The 18,529-nt window shown below is 57.7% G+C and carries 15 protein-coding genes and 1 tRNA gene; 5 read left to right on the forward strand and 11 right to left on the reverse strand.

Annotation, left to right across the window (positions count from 1 at the left end):
• Positions 1-130: 130 nt before the first annotated feature.
• Positions 131-1,018, forward strand: coding sequence for a DMT family transporter (locus ACR0KG_RS00075; protein ID WP_480550287.1), 888 nt, complete (start codon positions 131-133; stop codon positions 1,016-1,018).
• Here the strand turns inward: ACR0KG_RS00075 and ACR0KG_RS00080 are convergent.
• Positions 994-1,515: a glutathione peroxidase gene (locus ACR0KG_RS00080; RefSeq protein ID WP_480550289.1), complete on the reverse strand. Its 522-nt coding sequence runs from the start codon at positions 1,513-1,515 to the stop codon at positions 994-996. The genes ACR0KG_RS00075 and ACR0KG_RS00080 overlap by 25 nt on opposite strands.
• 142 nt (positions 1,516-1,657) lie before the next feature.
• Between ACR0KG_RS00080 and msrB the strand changes: the two genes are divergently transcribed.
• Together msrB and msrA are read left to right on the forward strand one after the other, a co-directional pair.
• Positions 1,658-2,104, forward strand: coding sequence for a peptide-methionine (R)-S-oxide reductase MsrB (gene msrB / locus ACR0KG_RS00085; protein ID WP_170534495.1), 447 nt, complete (start codon positions 1,658-1,660; stop codon positions 2,102-2,104).
• Positions 2,104-2,613: a peptide-methionine (S)-S-oxide reductase MsrA gene (gene msrA / locus ACR0KG_RS00090; RefSeq protein ID WP_480550291.1), complete on the forward strand. Its 510-nt coding sequence runs from the start codon at positions 2,104-2,106 to the stop codon at positions 2,611-2,613. The genes msrB and msrA overlap by 1 nt, the downstream gene beginning before the upstream one ends.
• Before the next feature lie 31 nt (positions 2,614-2,644).
• Here msrA and ACR0KG_RS00095 read toward each other — a convergent pair whose 3' ends face one another.
• From ACR0KG_RS00095 to ACR0KG_RS00130, 8 genes are all read right to left on the reverse strand, one after another.
• On the reverse strand, positions 2,645-4,648 hold the full coding sequence (locus ACR0KG_RS00095; RefSeq protein ID WP_480826119.1) for a hydantoinase/oxoprolinase family protein: 2,004 nt from the start codon (positions 4,646-4,648) through the stop codon (positions 2,645-2,647).
• A gap of 71 nt (positions 4,649-4,719) precedes the next feature.
• A complete protein-coding gene (gene queG, locus ACR0KG_RS00100; RefSeq protein ID WP_480826120.1) occupies positions 4,720-5,757 on the reverse strand; it encodes a tRNA epoxyqueuosine(34) reductase QueG in 1,038 nt (345 codons plus the stop codon).
• A gap of 74 nt (positions 5,758-5,831) precedes the next feature.
• The gene (gene fzlA, locus ACR0KG_RS00105) at positions 5,832-6,497 is read right to left on the reverse strand and encodes an FtsZ-binding protein FzlA (RefSeq protein ID WP_480826121.1); all 666 of its coding nucleotides are present in this window, start codon (positions 6,495-6,497) and stop codon (positions 5,832-5,834) included.
• A 58-nt stretch (positions 6,498-6,555) separates the two neighbouring features.
• Positions 6,556-7,290, reverse strand: coding sequence for a monofunctional biosynthetic peptidoglycan transglycosylase (gene mtgA / locus ACR0KG_RS00110; RefSeq protein ID WP_480826122.1), 735 nt, complete (start codon positions 7,288-7,290; stop codon positions 6,556-6,558).
• Positions 7,291-7,329: 39 nt separating this feature from the next.
• A complete protein-coding gene (locus tag ACR0KG_RS00115) occupies positions 7,330-8,244 on the reverse strand; it encodes a Hint domain-containing protein (RefSeq protein ID WP_480545295.1) in 915 nt (304 codons plus the stop codon).
• A 186-nt stretch (positions 8,245-8,430) separates the two neighbouring features.
• Positions 8,431-12,963, reverse strand: coding sequence for a glutamate synthase large subunit (gene gltB, locus ACR0KG_RS00120; RefSeq protein WP_480826123.1), 4,533 nt, complete (start codon positions 12,961-12,963; stop codon positions 8,431-8,433).
• On the reverse strand, positions 12,960-13,394 hold the full coding sequence (locus ACR0KG_RS00125) for a GFA family protein (protein WP_170534481.1): 435 nt from the start codon (positions 13,392-13,394) through the stop codon (positions 12,960-12,962). Before ACR0KG_RS00125 ends, gltB begins: the two co-directional genes overlap by 4 nt.
• 26 nt (positions 13,395-13,420) lie before the next feature.
• A complete protein-coding gene (locus ACR0KG_RS00130; RefSeq protein ID WP_480826124.1) occupies positions 13,421-14,854 on the reverse strand; it encodes an NAD(P)-dependent oxidoreductase in 1,434 nt (477 codons plus the stop codon).
• Positions 14,855-15,083: 229 nt separating this feature from the next.
• Here ACR0KG_RS00130 and ACR0KG_RS00135 point away from each other — a divergent pair, with 229 nt between their 5' ends.
• Positions 15,084-15,887, forward strand: coding sequence for an undecaprenyl-diphosphate phosphatase (locus ACR0KG_RS00135; RefSeq protein ID WP_480826125.1), 804 nt, complete (start codon positions 15,084-15,086; stop codon positions 15,885-15,887).
• Here the strand turns inward: ACR0KG_RS00135 and ACR0KG_RS00140 are convergent, their stop codons facing one another.
• Positions 15,888-16,871, reverse strand: a complete 984-nt coding sequence (locus ACR0KG_RS00140; RefSeq protein ID WP_480826126.1) for a complex I NDUFA9 subunit family protein — start codon at positions 16,869-16,871, stop codon at positions 15,888-15,890. It lies immediately after the preceding gene.
• A gap of 201 nt (positions 16,872-17,072) precedes the next feature.
• On the opposite strand from ACR0KG_RS00140, the gene ACR0KG_RS00145 reads away from it, so the two are divergent.
• Positions 17,073-17,159, forward strand: a tRNA-Leu gene (locus ACR0KG_RS00145).
• Positions 17,160-17,260: 101 nt separating this feature from the next.
• Here the strand turns inward: ACR0KG_RS00145 and ACR0KG_RS00150 are convergent.
• Entirely contained in the window at positions 17,261-18,523 is a 1,263-nt protein-coding gene (locus ACR0KG_RS00150; RefSeq protein ID WP_480545289.1) for an O-antigen ligase family protein, read from the reverse strand.
• Between the last annotated feature and the right edge of the window lie 6 nt (positions 18,524-18,529).

The raw sequence follows: 18,529 nt of genomic DNA on the forward strand, positions 1-18,529 counted from the left end.
TGAGTTTCATGCTTTCGTTCAAAGATCGCAAGCTTTGAATTTGTTGGTTATCGCCTCCGATTGTTCGTGGGCACTCCTTGCAGATGATTCAATTTTCGGGAATGGTCCCCACGTTGAGACGGGGGCCGTTATGGATCTACGCGCCATTGCAATGGGGCTGACATTTGCATTCATCTGGTCTTCGGCCTTCACCTCGGCCCGGATCATCGTGGCCGATGCATCACCTCTGTTCTCCCTTGCCCTGCGGTTTTTGATCTCGGGCCTGATCGGCGTCGCCATCGCACGCGCCATGGGGCAAAGCTGGGCGCTGACGCGAGCGCAGTGGCGGGCGACTATTCTGTTCGGAATATGTCAAAATGCCCTGTATTTGGGTCTGAATTTCTATGCGATGCAAACGATCGAAGCCTCGGTTGCAGCCATCATCGCTTCGACTATGCCCTTGCTGGTGGCACTGGCCGGTTGGCTGTTTCTTGAGGACAAACTTCGGCCCCTAGGGGTACTCGGCCTACTGGCCGGATTCGCCGGGGTCGCCCTGATCATGAGCAGCCGCGTTACCGCTGGGATCGACCTGTTTGGTGTGATGCTGTGCGGCATAGGTGCCCTGGCGCTGACTTTTGCCACGCTTGCGGTGCGGGGTGCGACCTCGGGCGGGAACTTCATGATGGTTGTTGGTCTTCAAATGCTGGTGGGGTCGGCAGTTCTGTTCGTTGCAGCGCCTGTTTTCGAGAGCATCTACATCAACCCAACCGTCCCTCTTGCGCTGGCGTTCATCTACACAACCCTTTTCCCCGGCCTTTTGGCGACGTTGATCTGGTTCCTGCTGCTTGACCGTATCGGCGCCACCCGCGCGGCCACATTCCACTTTCTGAACCCGGTCTTTGGGGTTGCCGTCGCAGCGATCATACTCGGAGAGAAACTTGGGCCGTTGGACCTGTTAGGCGTTGCCGTCACAACCCTTGGCATCTTGGCCGTGCAGATGTCCCGGCAACCCGCTCAGCGCAGCAGCGCTTCGACCTGAGACAACAGTTTATGCGAGTCTGGCCTGACATTCGATCCAAAGGTCGCCGCAACCTCGCCGTTGGGATCAATCAGGATCTTGTTGAAATTCCAGTTGGGCACAAAACCTGTCTGACTGGCAACTGCCTGATAGAACGGATGGGCGTTTCGACCTGTGACCGGTGTGATATCCGTCATCGGAAGGGTCAAACCATAGTTCATTTCGCAGAATTGTTTGACCTCATCCGCTGATTCCAGCTCCTGATTGAAGGAATCGGACGGAACGGCCAGAACCACAAGACCTCGGTCCGCGTAAGCTTCATACACATCTTGCAACACAGCATATTGCCCGGTGAACCCACATTGAGACGCTGTGTTTACAACCAAAACCGGCTGCCCACGCCAGTCTTCGATCGACAGCGTGCCGCCATCTATCGATTCAAACTCACCCACCAGCGGGGCCGCCTGAACTACGCGTCCCACCAATATCAAAGCAGTCAAAAGCATTAGTCTCAACACTGACCATCCTCCTTTTAAGACTTCTACGTCCGAAACGGGCCGGCAGATCACTTGCACGAAGGCGCGAGGCCTCTGAAATATGACTTTGCTTTCCCGCGCTCAAACCCCAAATATTGGGCAAAAGCCACGAAAAGGAGACGCCATGACCCGTTATACTAAAGACCCCGAGGCCATTGCCGCTCTTTCCCCTGAAGAGTTCCATGTGACTCAGCGCAACGGCACCGAACGACCCGGAACTGGGAAGCATCTGGGCAACAAAGAACCCGGCATCTATGTGGACATCGTTTCGGGTGAACCCTTGTTTGCGTCGACCCATAAGTACGAATCCGGCTGTGGCTGGCCCAGTTTTACCAAACCCATCATCCATGAACATGTGGAAGAGTTTCGCGACACCACCCATGGTATGATCCGAACCGAGGTCCGCTCGAAACACGGTGACAGCCATCTGGGGCATGTATTCCCTGATGGCCCGCGTGACCAGGGCGGGCTGCGCTATTGCATCAACTCAGCCGCCTTGCGGTTCATCCATCGCGATGAGATGGAGGCCGAGGGCTACGGCGACTACCTGAATCATGTGGAGGAAATCTGATGACCATTCAACGCGCCGTTCTGGCAGGGGGCTGCTTTTGGGGTATGCAGGACCTGATCCGCAAACTGCCCGGTGTATCGCGCACGCGTGTCGGATATACCGGTGGCGATGTGCCCAACGCCACCTATCGCAACCACGGCACCCATGCCGAGGGGATCGAAATCTGGTTTGACCCTGCAGGCATCACCTATCGGGAACTGCTGGAATTTTTCTTCCAGATCCATGATCCAACCACCCCGAACCGTCAGGGCAATGACCGCGGGATGAGCTATCGCTCTGCCATTTACTACGTCGACGAGGCACAGAAACAGGTGGCGCTGGACACGATTGCCGATGTGAACGCCAGCGGTCTGTGGCCCGGTAAGGTTGTGACCGAACTAGAATCCGTGGGTGACTTTTGGGAGGCCGAGCCCGAGCATCAGGACTATCTGGAACGCATTCCCAACGGGTATACATGCCACTTCCCGCGTCCCGATTGGGTCTTGCCCAAGCGCGACGCGGCAGAATAAACATCGGCCCCTGTCAGAGGTCTGAAGGGGGCTATCCCGTCGCCACGCGCGGGCGGCCACTGGCCTCAACGGTCAGCATCGCCTCGACAAACACGTCTCGCTCTTCAATCCGGGCTGTTCGGATGTCGCGGTCGACGACCACCCGAATATCGTCGGCCCCGGCATCCCTTACCGCACCCTCAGCCTCAATACGCAGCACCCGCTCCAACAGTGCGAGCGCCTCGTCTGATGCACCAAAATCCTGTGGCCCATCTTCCAGATGAACGCGGTATCGCCCTTCAGAAGGCGATGTGACGGTGCCCGACCGCCGCAAGGTCAGCCGCCCGACCACCGCACCGATGGCATTGGCGACACCTGCATGTTCAGGCAACACCATCTGACAGCGCAACCGATCCCCCACTGCAGGGTAATAGCTGGGGGCAGACGCGCCCAGCCCCACCACATCCACATTCAACGCTGCATCTAAAGCCAGCAAACCCCGGTGTTGCGCCAAACCCCGTTGGGTCAAAACATGGCGGGCAAGGTCTTTTGCGGGCAGGTCGAAATCCTCTGCTTCTTCGGCAAAAGCAGTCTCTAACAAGGTCAAACTGGTTTGCTCGGTGAGTTGATCGATGATCATCTGCGCCAAATGTTCAGGCGACGTAGCCAGCATATCACCCGACCCAACCCGCTTACGGGCCACCAGCTCCAGTCCCTTGCGCGCAGCATCGGCATCCCAGGCATCTACGCGCCCCAGCACATGGCTGGCATCTGACGGGGTAATACCTGAGACCTGCACGAGCCCTCGATCCACCAGACGAGTCAGCGCCCCGTTCTCCATTCGCGTCCGCAACAAAGCGCTCAGCGGCAGAACCTGATCGCCAAGCCGATCGAGCAAAACCTCTTCTCGCGCGCCAACACCATCCGCGTGAACCCCGGGCACGCGACGGGCAAACCGGGTATCATGCTCGCCAACCGTGGTTGAACGCAGTTGTTCGTCAAGCACCGAATGCACCACTTCAGGCGCCTCCGAAGCGATGAGAGAAACCGGCAGCACCCGTCGCGGCCCCAGGAAAACGCCGCCGCCCAGCCCTTCAGTCACCACATGCGCCTGGCTGTCTCCGCCCAGCCCATGGGTGCGCATTGCAACGGCTTCGACCATGGTCCGAAACCCGCCAACCTGCGCCCCCGCGGGGTCAATCGCGGGCTTCCCATCGCGGATCAGCGCCACATCGGTCGTCGTCCCGCCAATATCCGAGACCAGAGCATTCTCGGCCCCCGTCAACCAGCGCGCACCTACAATCGAAGCAGCAGGACCGCTGAGGATCGTCTCGATCGGTCGCTCACGCGCCTGTTCGGCGCTCATCAACGCGCCATCGCCGCGCACGACCATCATCGGGGCCGTAATGCCCAACGTCAGCAACTGATCTTGCGCACGCCCGATCAACCGGTCGATCATCCCGATCAGACGCGCGTTCAACACCGCCGTCACAGCGCGTTTGGGCCCGTTTAGCTTGGCCGAAAGATGATGGGAACACGTGACCGGCGCACCGGTCCTTTCTGCAATGATCCGCGCCGCTTCCAACTCATGTGCCGGATTGCGTGTCGCAAACTGAGCGGCAACCGCAAAGCCCGAAACGCCTTTGTGAAAGTCTAAAAAACCCTCCAAAGCCTCGATATCCAATGGCTGAACCTCGCCACCTGCGTGACTATGTCCACCGGCCACAACCAGCGCTGGGTCGTCTTTCAACGCGTCCCTTAACCCATGCTTCTCAAGATCACTTTCCTTGAATCCGATATAGATCAGCGCGACCCGGCCACCTTGTCCCTCGACCAGCGCATTCGTCGCCAAGGTCGTCGAAAGAGACGCCATGGAGACCTGATCGGGGGTGACCCGCGCCTGATCCAACACAGCCGAAATCGCCTGACCCACACCAATCGCCAGATCAGCCCGCGTGGTCAGCGATTTGGCCGAGGCGATCACATCGACCTCGTCCCGGATCAACACCGCATCAGTATAGGTTCCGCCTGTATCCACCCCCAAAGCCAGCGCCATCGGGTCCTCCATTCGTTCGCTTTGGATGGGTGTAGCGGTTTGGACCGACACGTCCAGCCTGTTTGCGGCATTCAGGCCAATCGTTGCACCGCCCAGCGCGCCGCATCAGCCACCGTTGGATCGGGATCCTCGGTCAACGCCTCAGCAACCGGGCGCAAAGCCTGCTTCCCGGAGTTTCCAATAGCGTACAGCACATTGCGCACAAACCGATCCCGCCCGATCCGCTTGATCGGAGAGCCAGAGAACTTCGCCCGGAAGGCAGTATCATCCAGACCCGCCAATTCCGCCAGCGCGGGCGCCTTCAGATCATCGCGGGCTGCATATCGGATGTCACTGGCGGCAACTGCAAACTTGTTCCACGGGCAAGCCGCAAGACAATCATCACAGCCGTAAATCCGATTGCCCAGCTTTCCACGCAATTCCTCGTCGACGGGACCTTTATGCTCGATGGTCAGGTAGGAAATGCAGCGCCGCGCATCCAATTTGTACGGGGCCGGGAACGCATCTGTCGGACAGCTGTCCAAACATGCACGGCATGATCCACAGTGATCGACTTCTGCCGCATCCGACGGCAGCTCCAACGTGGTAAAAACAGACCCTATAAAGGCCCAATTACCCCAATCCCGACTGACCAGATTGGTGTGTTTGCCTTGCCAACCCAACCCCGCCGCGTACCCCAAGGCTTTCTCGGGCACCGGAGCCGTATCGACGAACACCTTCACTTCGCCGCCGGATTCGGCAATCAACCACCGCGCCAATCGCTTCAGGCGCTTTTTGACCAGGTCATGATAGTCCTTGTTCTGCGCATAAACGGAAATCGCCCCGTGCTCGGGATGCGCCAAGACCTCGGTTGGGTCATGTTCAGGTGTGTAACTCTCGGCCAACATGATCACCGAACGCGCCTCGGGCCACAAAGCCGCCGGATCACCCCGCCAATGGGTCCGTTCAGCCATCCAACCCATCTGCCCGTGATACCCAGCCTCAAGAAACGCCTCTAACCGCTCAGGCACTTGGGGCACATCCCACGGCCGGCACACCCGACAGGATACGAACCCCTCGGCCAACGCCTGCGCTACCAGTTTGTCCTTTAAACCCGATCCATTCTTCATCTGGCTAAAAATATCCTCGGGGGTGAATTGGCCTGTAGGGCCAAGAGGGGGCAGACAGCCCCCTTAACACCCTATCAGAAATCCAGATCCGCGTAATGGGGCGGAGGCCGGAACCCTGGCACCTGATCGGCCAAGATTGACCGGAACGCAGGGCGCGACTTGATCTTGGCATACCAGTCCTTCACCGCCGCACTGCGATTCCAATCCACGTCCGAAATATAATCCAGCGCCGATAAATGCGCCGCCGCCGCGAAATCGGCCAGCGTCATCTGATCCCCGGCCAACCAGCGGCGATGATCCAGCAACCATGCCATATAGTCCAGATGATACTTGATTGCCCGCGCACCTTCCTTGACGTTTTTGCTGTCCGGATAGCCCTGTCCGGTCATCTTCTTGTTGACCCTCTCATACAGAAGTTTCGAGGTCACCTCATGGTGAAACTTGTCATCAAACCACGCCACCAAACGGCGCACTTCAAACCGTGCCTCAGGCGTTTTTGGCATCAACGATGGTTCGGGTCGTGTTTCTTCGATATATTCACAGATCGCCGCGCTTTCTGACATGATCTGTCCGTCCAGCCGTAACACGGGCACTTTGCCCGCCGGGTTGCGGCGCAGGAAATCCGGGTCCTGCTCCCAGTATTTCTCTTCAACCAGTTCGACCTCGATTTTCTTTTCTGCCAGCGACAGCCGCACCTTGCGGCAGTAGGGGGACAGGGGAACGTGAAACAGACGCGCCATGGACTTCCAATCGAACCAGTGAGTACATCTCAGCTTTAGCCCCGAGAGGCGATAAGTTTCAATCCTCGAAACAATCCGCGCGACCATCTGCGCGGATGGTGGCCGCCCCTTCAAGGATCGCCGCCGCGCGTCTGCGGGTGAAAACTGACGGATCCGTGACCGAGCGTTTGCGCGGTGACGGCAGGATCGCCGCGATCCGCGCTGCCTGTGTCGACGTCATGTTCGCCGCGCTGACACCGAAATTGCGCTGCGCCGCAGCCTCAACCCCAAACACACCTGTGCCGGTTTCAGCGAGGTTCAGATAGACTTCGAGAATGCGCTGTTTGCTCCAGAAAATCTCGACCACCGGCGTAAGCGAGGTCTCCATCGCCTTGCGCACCCAACTGCGGCCCTGCCAAAGAAACACATTTTTTACGACCTGCTGCGTAATGGTCGAGGCGCCACGGTTGCCGCCATCCTCCAATGCATCACGGATGGCCGCGACATCAAACCCCCAATGCAGGCAGAAATTCGCATCCTCGGCCGCAACGACCGAACGCGCCATGATTGGGTTGATTTCTTCGATCGGAACCCAATCCCGCTCGACTTTGCCCAGCCGCCGCCATTCGGACCAGATCGTATGGGTGATCGGTGGATTCACCACAGAGTAGAGCAACACCAGCGCTAAAAAGAAACACATAATACCCAGAACCGCGCGCGTTACCCAACGGCGCAGTTTCTGACCCAATGGCATTGTCTTTTTGCGTGCCTTGCTCTTTTTACCGCTCGATTTGCGGGCTGCTTTCTTTGCCATATCACAGCTATACGACGCGCGCCGCTGCTTTGGAACGGCCTATATTGCGATTGCTCGCGCCTCGCGGGGTGGAACCACAGGCCGGGCGGTATCAGGCAGCTTTGCATCGCGCGCTTTCAATTCGGGGAACAGCCGCAGGATTTCGGCCTGGGTGTCGCGTTCCGACGCCGTCAGCGCATGGCCGGGGTAGTAGCTTTCGCTTTTGGCCCCGTTGGCAATGACAATTTCATGCTGCTTGAACAGCAGATGGAAATAGACAACTTCGCCACCTTCGACGCGCGTGACCGTATCGCCATTGACCAAGGTATGCGCGGCCACCAGCGCTTCGCTATAGCCAAACATGTAACCCGCCCGCCAATCGTCGATCAGCATCCGGTGCTGCGGAGAAACCAGCAAGGGCCGTTCCAATCCCAGCACACCCGCCGCGAACTGTATTGGGGCAAATTTACCCTGCGCCTCGACCTTGGTTTCGCCAACCCAGATCAATGGCTGTGGACCATGATCCACTGTCATCACCAGATCGCCTGCCGTCAGGCTTTCCACCGGGCGTTCGCCTTCTGGTGTTGCGATCATGGTTCCGGGCGTAAAACAGGGTGGACCCAGATCGCCAACTTGCAACGGACCCTGCGTGTTTACAAATGTCGACGACACAAACGTACCAGGTTGCAGAACCTGACCGTCCGTTGGTGTAAAGACCCGTGTTCCATCGGCAAGATAAAAGGTCGTGCCGGTATAGGTGACATTGCCCACACCAGTTACATTGATCGTTACGGTATCGCCCGGCCACGAATCTGTAACGTCCTGTCCGTTTACGGTATCCCCGCTAGGCGCGTCGATTTCGCCGTCATCATCCACATCGGTCAGGTTGAACTTGTCAACGACAACCGCCGTGCCACCTGGGGGCGGATTCGCAGGGTCAAACGAATAGAACTGATCAAGATATGTCGTTGGCATTTGATGCCTCCGGTGTACTCACGTGTGTTGAAACGCAATATGGCAGAAATTCCAGATCAAACTATGGCAAAATTTATATTTGGTTTATGCGGATGTGGCAAAATTGTGGCGAAAAGCCCTGATTGAGAAGAACCCCGCTTGCGTCAAAGCGCACGCGGGGTCCTTAACCCAAAAAGGGCCACAGAACTATTCGGCCGGGACTGCGGTTGCCTCAACGCTCAGCGGATGAATGAGCTTGTTCAGCATCTCTTTGGGGCAGACCTGAAGGAAATGAGCCTTCTCGACATCCCAGTGTTGTAAGATATCCGCGGCCTTACGGCTTGAGGTTTCCCTGGCGTGACGTTCGATTAGCGCTTTCAACTGATCTTCCCAATGGTCGACGGTCACCGGGCAAGTCACCAGCGTTTCCATGTTCATAAGCAATTCGGCCTTGCCCTCTGGATCATACAGATAGGCCATACCCCCGGTCATGCCGGCGCCAAAGTTAGCCCCGATATCACCCAGAATGACGGCTACTCCGCCCGTCATGTATTCGCACCCGTTCGAACCGCAGCCCTCAATCACCACTTTGGCACCCGAGTTACGCACGGCAAACCGCTCACCCGCGCGGCCTGCTGCGAACAGATGGCCATCGGTGGCACCGTATAGGACGGTGTTGCCAATGATTGTGTTGTCATCTGCCTTCAACGGGCTGACCTGCGGCGGGCGCACGACGATCATACCACCCGAGAGACCCTTGCCCACGTAGTCATTGGCGTCACCCGACACTTCCAGTTTCAGACCGGGCGCCGCAAACGCGCCCAGCGATTGACCCGCCGAGCCCTGCAGTTTCACATGCAGATGGTCGTCCTGGAACGTATTCCGCATACCGAAGTTCTGAACGATATGGCTGGAGACGCGCGTCCCCACGGTCCGGTGCGTGTTCTGGATCGCGTAAGATAGCTGCATCTTTTCACCGTCTTTGAGGAACCGCGCCGCGTCGCGGACGATTTCAGCGTCCAGCGTATCCGGCACCGCATTCCGGTCCTTGTCGCGGTTGTAGACAATGTCATGCGCGCCATCGACAGTGATCAGCAGCGGGTTCAAGTCCAGATCGTCCAGGTGAGCCGAGCCCCGGCTGACCTGAGCCAGCAGATCGGCCCGTCCGATGATCTCATCAATCGAACGTGCGCCGAGGCTTGCCAGCAACTCGCGCACTTCCTGTGCGTAGAAAGTGATCAGGTTGACGACCTTATCCGCGTTGCCGGTGAACTTGGCGCGCAGGCTTTCGTCCTGTGTGCAGACGCCGACCGGGCAGGTGTTCGACTGGCACTGACGCACCATGATACAGCCCATCGCGATCAGGGCAGCGGTGCCGATGCCATATTCCTCGGCCCCCATCATCGCGGCCATCACGATGTCGCGACCGGTCCGCAGGCCACCATCGGTCCGCAGGGTCACCCGGTCGCGCAGGTTGTTCATCGCCAAAACCTGATGCGCTTCGGTCAGGCCCATCTCCCACGGAAGACCGGCATATTTGATCGACGTCGCCGGCGAGGCGCCGGTGCCACCATTGTGACCCGAAATAAGGATGATATCCGCTTTTGCCTTAGCCACACCGGCTGCAATCGTGCCCACGCCCGAGGACGCCACCAGTTTCACAGTTACCTTGCAGCGCGGGTTGATCTGCTTGAGATCGTAGATCAGCTGTGCCAAATCCTCGATCGAGTAGATGTCGTGATGCGGCGGCGGCGAGATCAGTGTCACGCCTTTGGTCGAATGCCGCAGACGCGCAATCAGATCGGTCACTTTCATGCCCGGCAGCTGACCACCTTCACCGGGTTTCGCACCCTGGGCGACCTTGATCTCAAGCTCTTCGCACTGGTTCAGGTATTCGGCGGTTACACCAAACCGGCCCGATGCCACCTGTTTGATCTTGGCTGATGGGTTATCACCATTGGGTTCCGGCACGAAGTGCGCCGGGTCTTCACCACCTTCACCTGAGTCGGATTTCGCACCAATCCGGTTCATCGCCACGTTCAGCGTCTTATGCGCCTCGGGTGACAGCGCACCTAACGACATGCCCGGCGTGACGAAGCGTTTGCGGATCGAGGTGATCGATTCGACCTCTTCGATCGGCACTGGTTTGCCCAGCGGTTTGAAATCCATCAGATCGCGCAGATGGATCGGCGGGTTCGATTGCATCTTGGCCGAATACTGTTTCCACAGCTCATATGAGGCGCGGTTACAGGCCATCTGCATCATATGCATCGAGGTCGCTTCCCACGCGTGAGTCTCACCTGACTTGCGCGCCTTGTAGAAACCACCGATGGGCAGCACGTCCAGACCGCTGTCCCAGCCTTTGGCATGGATTTCCTCGGCCTTGGTCTGAATACCGGTGACGCCGATACCCGAGATCCGGCTGGTCATGCCGGGGAAATACTCGGCCACCATGGCGCGGCTGAGGCCCACGGCTTCAAAGTTCAGACCGCCGCGATAGGACGAGATCACCGAAATCCCCATCTTGGCCATGATTTTCAACAGGCCCTGATCGATGGCTTCGCGATACCGCGCCACGTTTTCGGTCAGCGAGCCGTCCAGCAGGCCACGATCAATACGGTCGGCCAGCGAATCCTCGGCCAGATAGGCGTTCACCACGGTCGCACCACAGCCGATCAGAACCGCGAAGTAATGCGGATCGACGCATTCGGCGGACCGTACGTTCAGCGAACAGAACGTCCGCAGCCCCTGCCGCGTCAGATGCGAATGCACCGCGCTGGTCGCCAGGATCATCGGCATAGCCACACGACCCTGACCCGAGTTCAGATCAGTCAATACCAGATGCCCTGCTCCCGAACGCACCGCCTCTTCCGCTTCGGCTCTAATACGAGCCAAAGCGGCATTCAGAGCACCGCGCCCCGGTTCAAAGCTACAGTCGATTTCAGCCAGAGGAGAGTTGAAGTTTTCAACCAGCTTGTCCCACTGCGCGTTACCGACAAAGGGGCTTTCCAGCACGATGATCTCGGTCTGGCTGCTGTCTTCGTCCAACACGTTCTTCAGGTTCCCGAACCGTGTTTTCAACGACATCACGCGGTATTCGCGCAAGCTGTCGATGGGCGGGTTGGTCACCTGGCTAAAGTTCTGGCGGAAGAAATGACTCAGCGGGCGGTATTGCTTGGACAGAACCGCTGATGGCGTGTCATCCCCCATCGAGGCCAAAGATTCTTTGCCATCCTCGGCCATAGGGGCCAGGATTTGCTCCAACTCTTCGACAGAATAACCCGCTGCGATCTGGCGCTTGCGCAGTTCTTCGCCCGAAAAGATCGGCGTCTCGGTCACTCCGGCAAGCGATTCATCAACATCATTGATCTTGCCGACCCATTCACCAAAGGGCAACGCACGCGCCAGTTTGTCTTTGATCTGCTTGTCGCGGAACAGCTTGCCCTTCTTCATGTCGACAGCCAGCATTTGACCCGGTCCCAGCGCGCCTTTTTCCGTCACGCTGGCCTCATCAATCGGCACCATCCCGGCCTCGGACCCCGCGATAACCAAGCCATCACCGGTAACCACATAGCGCATCGGGCGCAGGCCGTTCCGGTCCAGACCGGCGCAAACCCAGCGACCATCTGTCATGGCCAGAGCGGCAGGTCCGTCCCATGGCTCCATCACCGAATTGCAGTAGGAATACATGTCGCGCCACGCCTGTGGCAGCTCAACCGCCTGCTTGGACCAGCTTTCTGGCACCAGCATGGTTTTCGCCATGGGGGCAGAGCGGCCGGCGCGCACCAGAACCTCAAATACCGAGTCTAATGCGGCCGAATCTGACGATCCGCCTGCGATGATCGGTTTAATGTCCTCGGCGTGGTTACCAAAGGTCGCGCTGGCCATCCGGATTTCATGGCTTTTCATCCAGTTGATGTTGCCCTTCAGCGTGTTGATCTCACCGTTGTGAGCCAACATGCGGAACGGCTGCGCCAGCCACCATTGTGGGAACGTGTTGGTCGAATAGCGCTGGTGATAGATCGCAAAGGCCGATTCAAAGCGCTCGTCCATCAGGTCGGGGTAGAACACGGCCACCTGTTCGGCCAGCATCATGCCCTTGTAGATGATCGACCGGCAGGACAGCGACGCCAGATAAAGGCCGGAGATCCCCGCTGCCGCAGCCGCTTTTTCGATCCGGCGACGGATCACATACAGCTCGCGCTCGAACGTTTCTTCATCGACGCCTTTCGAGTTAGAGATCAGAATCTGTTCGATCTCGGGCCGGGTCGCGTTGGCCTTTTCACCCAGGCAGGTCACATCGACCGGCACATGGCGCCAGCCATAGATGTAGTAACCCATACGCAGAACTTCGGTTTCCACAATGGTCCGGCATTGTTCCTGCGCACCAAAATCGGTGCGAGGCAGAAAGACCTGACCAACGGCAATAAACTCATCCAGGTTGGGTTCATGGCCGGTGCGACGGATCTGGTCGTAGAAGAATGGAACAGGGATCTGCACGTGGATACCCGCGCCATCGCCGGTCTTACCATCGGCGTCCACGGCACCGCGGTGCCAGATTGCCTTAAGCGCGTCGATCCCGGCATCCACCACCTTGCGTGATGGCTTGCCATCGACGGACACAACCAGGCCCACACCGCAGGAGGAATGCTCTTCTTCCTCGGAATAGAGACCGTTTTCGGCCATCCATTGACGTTTGGCTTCTTCGGCCCGCACCCAATCGGCATTATATTTGGTCACTGGCTGTCTCCTTCTTCCGGCAAGGCGTACATGGCTTCGACCTCTGCTTTGGTCATCTGCCGGCGTTCACCTGCGAACGCGTACCCGTCGGGCTTTTTGTCGATATAAAGTTCCAGTTGCAGCGCGTTGCCCGTGTCTGGGAACAGGCCCGCCGCCATTTGCGTTTGTCCGTGCATCTCGCCCGGCAGCGTGATCCGGTACCAGAGCGCCGATCCGCAGTCGGCGCAGAACGCCCGTTCGGCCCAATCGGACGATGTGAACGTCTTGACCGGACCCAAAGCGGCATATCCGGGTTCAGCTGGAAACGTCACCAACATTGAACTGGTCCACCGGCGACACTGGTCACAATGGCACGCGCCAAGCGAATCTTTTGCTGGGGTGGCGCTGATCGTGACCGCACCGCACATACATTGGCCTTGCAATTCAGGCATTTGAACTCTCCTGTCGCGGGCGTTGGCTACTCGGCCGCAATCGCTGCCTTGGCGTTGAACCGTTCGATGATCGCGTCGGCGCAATCGCGCCCATCGCGGATCGCCCAAACGACCAGAGAGGCGCCGCGCACGATATCCCCGATGGCATAGACACCGTCCATTTCGGTCTCACCACTCTGGAAAGCCGCCTTGACGGTGCCCCAGCGGGTCACGGGCAGATCGGGCTGGCCAAACAGGGTCGGCAGGTCCTCGGGCTCAAAACCCAGCGCCTTGATCACGAGATCGGCGTCTTCAACATAGTCCGCGCCTTCGATCACCTCGGGCGCTTGGCGGCCAGATGCGTCAGGCTGGCCCAAGCGCATTTTCTGTACCATCACACCGGTGACATTGTCATCGCCGGTAAAGCCCTTTGGTGCGCTAAGCCATTCGAACACGACGCCTTCTTCCTCGGCGTTTTGTGTTTCGCGCTGCGAGCCGGGCATATTCGCGCGGTCGCGCCGATACAGGCATTTGACCGAAATCGCTCCTTGTCGGACCGAGGTGCGCACACAATCCATCGCGGTGTCGCCACCACCGATCACAACGACCTTCTTGCCCGCAGCGTTCAAGCGGCCATTGTCGAAGTCTTCGACGTCATCGCCAAAGCTTTTACGGTTCGAAGCAGTCAGGAAATCGATCGCCTTTTCGATCCCATTCAGCCCGCTTCCCGGCATCGACAGATCGCGCGATTTGTATACACCGGTAGCAATGATGACCGCGTCGTGCTGCGCCCGAATTTCATCAAACTTAGATGCGTCCACATCGCAGTTCAGAACAAATTTGACCCCGCCATCTGCCAACAGGTCGTTGCGGCGCTGTACGACGTCTTTTTCTAGTTTAAAGCCTGGAATTCCGTACATCATCAATCCGCCCGCACGGTCATAGCGGTCATAGACTGTAACCTGAACACCCGCGCGGCGCAGCATATCCGCCGCAGCCAACCCGCCCGGGCCGCCGCCGATAATGCCAACGCTTTCACCGCGCTCAGAAGCTGGAACAACGGGCTGTACCCAGCCTTTGTCCCAGGCGGTATCAGTGATGTATTTCTCGATCGTGCCGATGGTGACGGTGCCGTGTCCCGACTGTTCGATCACACAATTGCCTTCACACAAGCGGTCCTGCGGGCAAATACGACCGCAAATCTCGGGGAAGGTATTGGTGGCCTGACTGGTTTGGTAAGCCTCTTCCAGGCGACCGGTTGCTGTCAGGTTCAGCCAATCAGGAATATTGTTGTGCAATGGGCAATGTGACTGGCAATAAGGTACACCACACTGGCTGCACCTGCTGGCCTGCTCTGCCGCTTTTTCTGCAGCGAATTCCGCATAGATTTCGTCAAAATCTTCTCTACGGTCATCGGCGGCACGCTTTTCGGGCATGGCACGGTCGATCTGCACAAATTTCAGCATCGGTTGCTTGGCCACGGGTCAGACTCCATGAATTGGCTTGGTCGGCATTCTTTACGAGATGCGAATTCAGATGAAAAGTCAAATATACTGACCTAATTTGGAAAAAATGTCCACAAGATAAGATTCTGGCGAATTTTCGCGCCAATTTTAGTTCCGCTTCGGACCTATCAACCTGCTTTCCTTTTTACGGGCGCCGGAATACCCATGAACTTGAACACAAAACGATAGCGGTACGGCAGGTTCAATGAGTCTCTTTCACTTGATTCTGGTGGCGGTCATTCAGGGACTCACAGAGTTTCTGCCAATATCTTCATCAGGTCACTTGATCCTGCTGCCAAACCTGACAGGGATGCAGGATCAAGGCCAAACCATTGATGTCGCTGTTCATGTGGGCACGCTGGGCGCGGTCGTGTTGTATTTCTGGAGCGACGTGAAAGACGCCATCCGCGGCTTACCGCGTGCCCTTTTGGGTCGTACGGATACCCCGCAATCACGGCTGGCACTTGGGCTTATCATCGCAACGATCCCAACTGTGATTGCTGGGCTGATCCTCTATCTGACAGGTCTGACCGAGGCATTGCGTTCAATCGCGGTAATAGGCTGGACGATGCTTGTGTTTGGCCTGTTGCTCTATTGGATGGATCAAAAGGGACCGCAAACCAAAACCGCACAGGATTGGGGTCTGCGTGATGCAATTGTCATGGGCCTGTGGCAGGCCGTCGCCCTGATCCCCGGCACTTCGCGTTCGGGCATCACGATCACCGGCGCACGCCAACTTGGATACACCCGAGAGGACGGCGCCCGGATCGCCATGCTGATGTCGATCCCGACCATCATCGCCTCGGGGGTTTTGCTATCTGTAGATGTTATCCAGCAGGCGGATGCGCAGCTTGCAAAAGACGGAGCAATCGCTGCGGCCTTCGCCTTCGTCTCCGCACTACTGGCCCTAAGCCTGATGATGCGCCTGTTGCGCAGCGTCAGCTTCACGCCTTACGTGATCTATCGCGTGGTTCTGGGCATTATCCTGTTAGCAGTCGCCTACAGCTGATCAGGTTCGCAGATTGTCGGCTGAATTCTGAATGTCATCATACTGGCCCGAGGGACGGAACTTCCAAAGATACTCCGGCAGTACCGACGCCAGTGTCGTTGGCTCGATACCCAACTCCTTGAAGGACATAGCCCCATCCGAGACCACATTGTCGTGACGCAAGCTCTTGAGCTGGTCGCGGGTCAGGATATTGTTGGGGAACAGCTGAAAGCTGACGAATTTCACAATGTCCAGTACACCGGCCATGATCTTTGCCACAAAGAAGGGCACACCCAGAATGATCCGACGACGGTGGATCACCTCAAGCATCTGCTGCATCAACGCGCGGAAGGTCTTCACTTCGGGCCCGCCAAGCTCATAGACACCAGTCGTTGCCTGCCCCAAAACGCCCTTGACCGCCGCCTGCGCCACATCATCCACATAGACCGGTTGAAACTGCGTTTCCGCACCGACCAGTGGCAGGAACGGACCCATGCGCGCCATACTGGCAAAGCGGTTAAAGAACTGATCTTCCGTACCAAAGATGATCGACGGCCGCAGGATCACAGCACCGGGCATATGCTGAAGCACGCCAGCTTCACCCTGCGCTTTGGTGCGGGAATATTCGCTTTGGGCATCCGCATCCGCCCCGATCGAGGACAGATGCACCATCCGGGAAATACCCTGCGCGGCAACCAATCTTGCGATACGTTCGGCACCTTCGGCCTGAACCGCCGGGAATTCATTCTTGCCCAACTCATTCAGAACGCCCACGCAGTTCACAACCGCATCCGCGCCGTGCATCGCTTGCGCAACGGATGCGTCATCGCGAATGTTGCACAAGACCGGCTCGACCTGACCAACAACGCCATAGGGTTTAACAAACATCGCCTCATTCGGGCGCCGTACCGCTACCCGGACACGCCACCCCTCACCCGCCATGCGCCGCGCGATGTAGCGACCGACAAAACCTGACCCGCCATAGATCGTGACCAGTTTGGACATGAGAGGCCTCCTGTTCGAAGTGTACGCCATAGACCTAACGCTCACTCAGCCCCGGAACAAGGCGCTAAATCGCCACGCAATACCCATTGTCTTTTGTCCAATCTAGGGTCCGGATCAGCGGGTTCAAAAAACTTTCAGGATTCTTCCCGAATCCGGTTGACGCCCCCCGTCGCTGGGCTTAAACGCCCCCTCACGACACCTGCCCAGGTGGCGGAATTGGTAGACGCGCTAGCTTCAGGTGCTAGTGTCCGTATGGACGTGGAGGTTCGAGTCCTCTCCTGGGCACCATTTCTTCTGAACATAGATAGATACGACTGCTCGGTTTCATTGAGCTTGCTACTTACGTTCAACTTGCAGCCCATCCGAACACCTGCTGCAATGCGCAGGCGTCAAGTTCCGCCACGTACCTGCGCCTTATGCAGCCAATCCGGGCGCATCGGGCTGTACAAAAGCCCGATTGAGACAATCCACGGCACCAGATACGCGCGATGGTAGATGTGGGTGAAGCTCACCATCAACGCAGCAAAGGTCAGCGTCGCCGTTATGACCGTCGTGCGCGCCGCGGTTCTATACGGCGTATCGGGGCCCGCCAGAGTGGCATAGGTAATCGCTGCCAGATACAAAAACAGCAGACCCATCAATGACATCAGGCCACCTTCGTTGGCCAGCAGCAGATACAGATTATGGACCGGCAGATCATGTGAACTGAGTTCGCGGTACTGCTCGGCCCCCATGCCCAGAACATAGTAGTCGGGCAGGAACCGCCAGGCCTCGATCATCAGCTCAGCACGATCACTGAAGGTGCCGACACCCTCGATATTCCCTTGCTGAAGTGGGCTGAGAACGCGTTCGACAAATTTCTGCGGTAGGATCTTGTCGGCAAATGTAATGCCCACCCAGGCAGTCACGGCAAACACCGCCGACCAGATAAAGAAAATACGGAATTTTCCTAGCAAGAACAGATAGATGGCGCCGCTGATCAGCGCCCCTGCCAGATTCGAGTTGGAGCTGGTGAAGATGAGCCCGGTAAAGGTCAAGGCGAAGAAACACGCAAACGTAATCATCTTATAGGCGCGCACCAAGCCGAGATACCAAAGCACCGGGAACCACAGCACGATGATTGCCGCAAAGGCGTTGGCGTTGTCGGTCAAACCCGTCAGTCGGTTGTTGCCTGCAACAAGCGCAAGCTGCCGTCGGTGCCCGCCATTATACCCGATTGAATAGGCGCCAAGGCCGACAAGGCAGCTTATGACAACGGACATAACGCCCATTTTGGCGAGCAATACCGCCTCTTTGTGCGGGCGGCCAAGAATGGCGAGCGGCAATGCGACAAATGAAAAGAAGTACTGGATCAGGACAACCACAGCATCCACCGGATCGCCATAGGCGATGCTGCCGATCAGCAGCCCGGTCATCAGCATCGCGATACCCAGCCACCACATCGAAGAGGCTGCCTGCATCGGGTATAGCGGGATGGCCCTGATAAATCGGAACAAAAGCCCGAAGGTGATAAAAAAATCGCTGACCGTGAAGGAGGCACCGGGATGACGCAAAGACGCAAAAGACGAAAACAGCACACCCAGGACGACGCAGAAAAACTCGGCGCTTTCCAACGATGACCGAGGTCGCTTGAGTGTTTCGCTGCTGATCATCTTGTC

The sequence above is a fragment of the Ruegeria sp. H4 genome (genome assembly GCF_056533065.1).

Bases quoted from the DNA above. Each gene is read 5' to 3' on its own strand.
- msrB (WP_170534495.1), top strand. From the start codon at position 1,658: ATGACCCGTTATACTAAAGACCCCGAGGCCATTGCCGCTCTTTCCCCT.
- msrA (WP_480550291.1), top strand. From the start codon at position 2,104: ATGACCATTCAACGCGCCGTTCTGGCAGGGGGCTGCTTTTGGGGTATG.
- ACR0KG_RS00150 (WP_480545289.1), bottom strand. From the start codon at position 18,523: ATGATCAGCAGCGAAACACTCAAGCGACCTCGGTCATCGTTGGAAAGC.
- ACR0KG_RS00095 (WP_480826119.1), bottom strand. From the start codon at position 4,648: ATGGCGCTGGCTTTGGGGGTGGATACAGGCGGAACCTATACTGATGCG.
- ACR0KG_RS00140 (WP_480826126.1), bottom strand. From the start codon at position 16,871: ATGTCCAAACTGGTCACGATCTATGGCGGGTCAGGTTTTGTCGGTCGC.
- ACR0KG_RS00075 (WP_480550287.1), top strand. From the start codon at position 131: ATGGATCTACGCGCCATTGCAATGGGGCTGACATTTGCATTCATCTGG.
- ACR0KG_RS00115 (WP_480545295.1), bottom strand. From the start codon at position 8,244: ATGCCAACGACATATCTTGATCAGTTCTATTCGTTTGACCCTGCGAAT.
- queG (WP_480826120.1), bottom strand. From the start codon at position 5,757: ATGAAGAATGGATCGGGTTTAAAGGACAAACTGGTAGCGCAGGCGTTG.
- ACR0KG_RS00135 (WP_480826125.1), top strand. From the start codon at position 15,084: ATGAGTCTCTTTCACTTGATTCTGGTGGCGGTCATTCAGGGACTCACA.
- mtgA (WP_480826122.1), bottom strand. From the start codon at position 7,290: ATGGCAAAGAAAGCAGCCCGCAAATCGAGCGGTAAAAAGAGCAAGGCA.
- fzlA (WP_480826121.1), bottom strand. From the start codon at position 6,497: ATGGCGCGTCTGTTTCACGTTCCCCTGTCCCCCTACTGCCGCAAGGTG.
- ACR0KG_RS00125 (WP_170534481.1), bottom strand. From the start codon at position 13,394: ATGCCTGAATTGCAAGGCCAATGTATGTGCGGTGCGGTCACGATCAGC.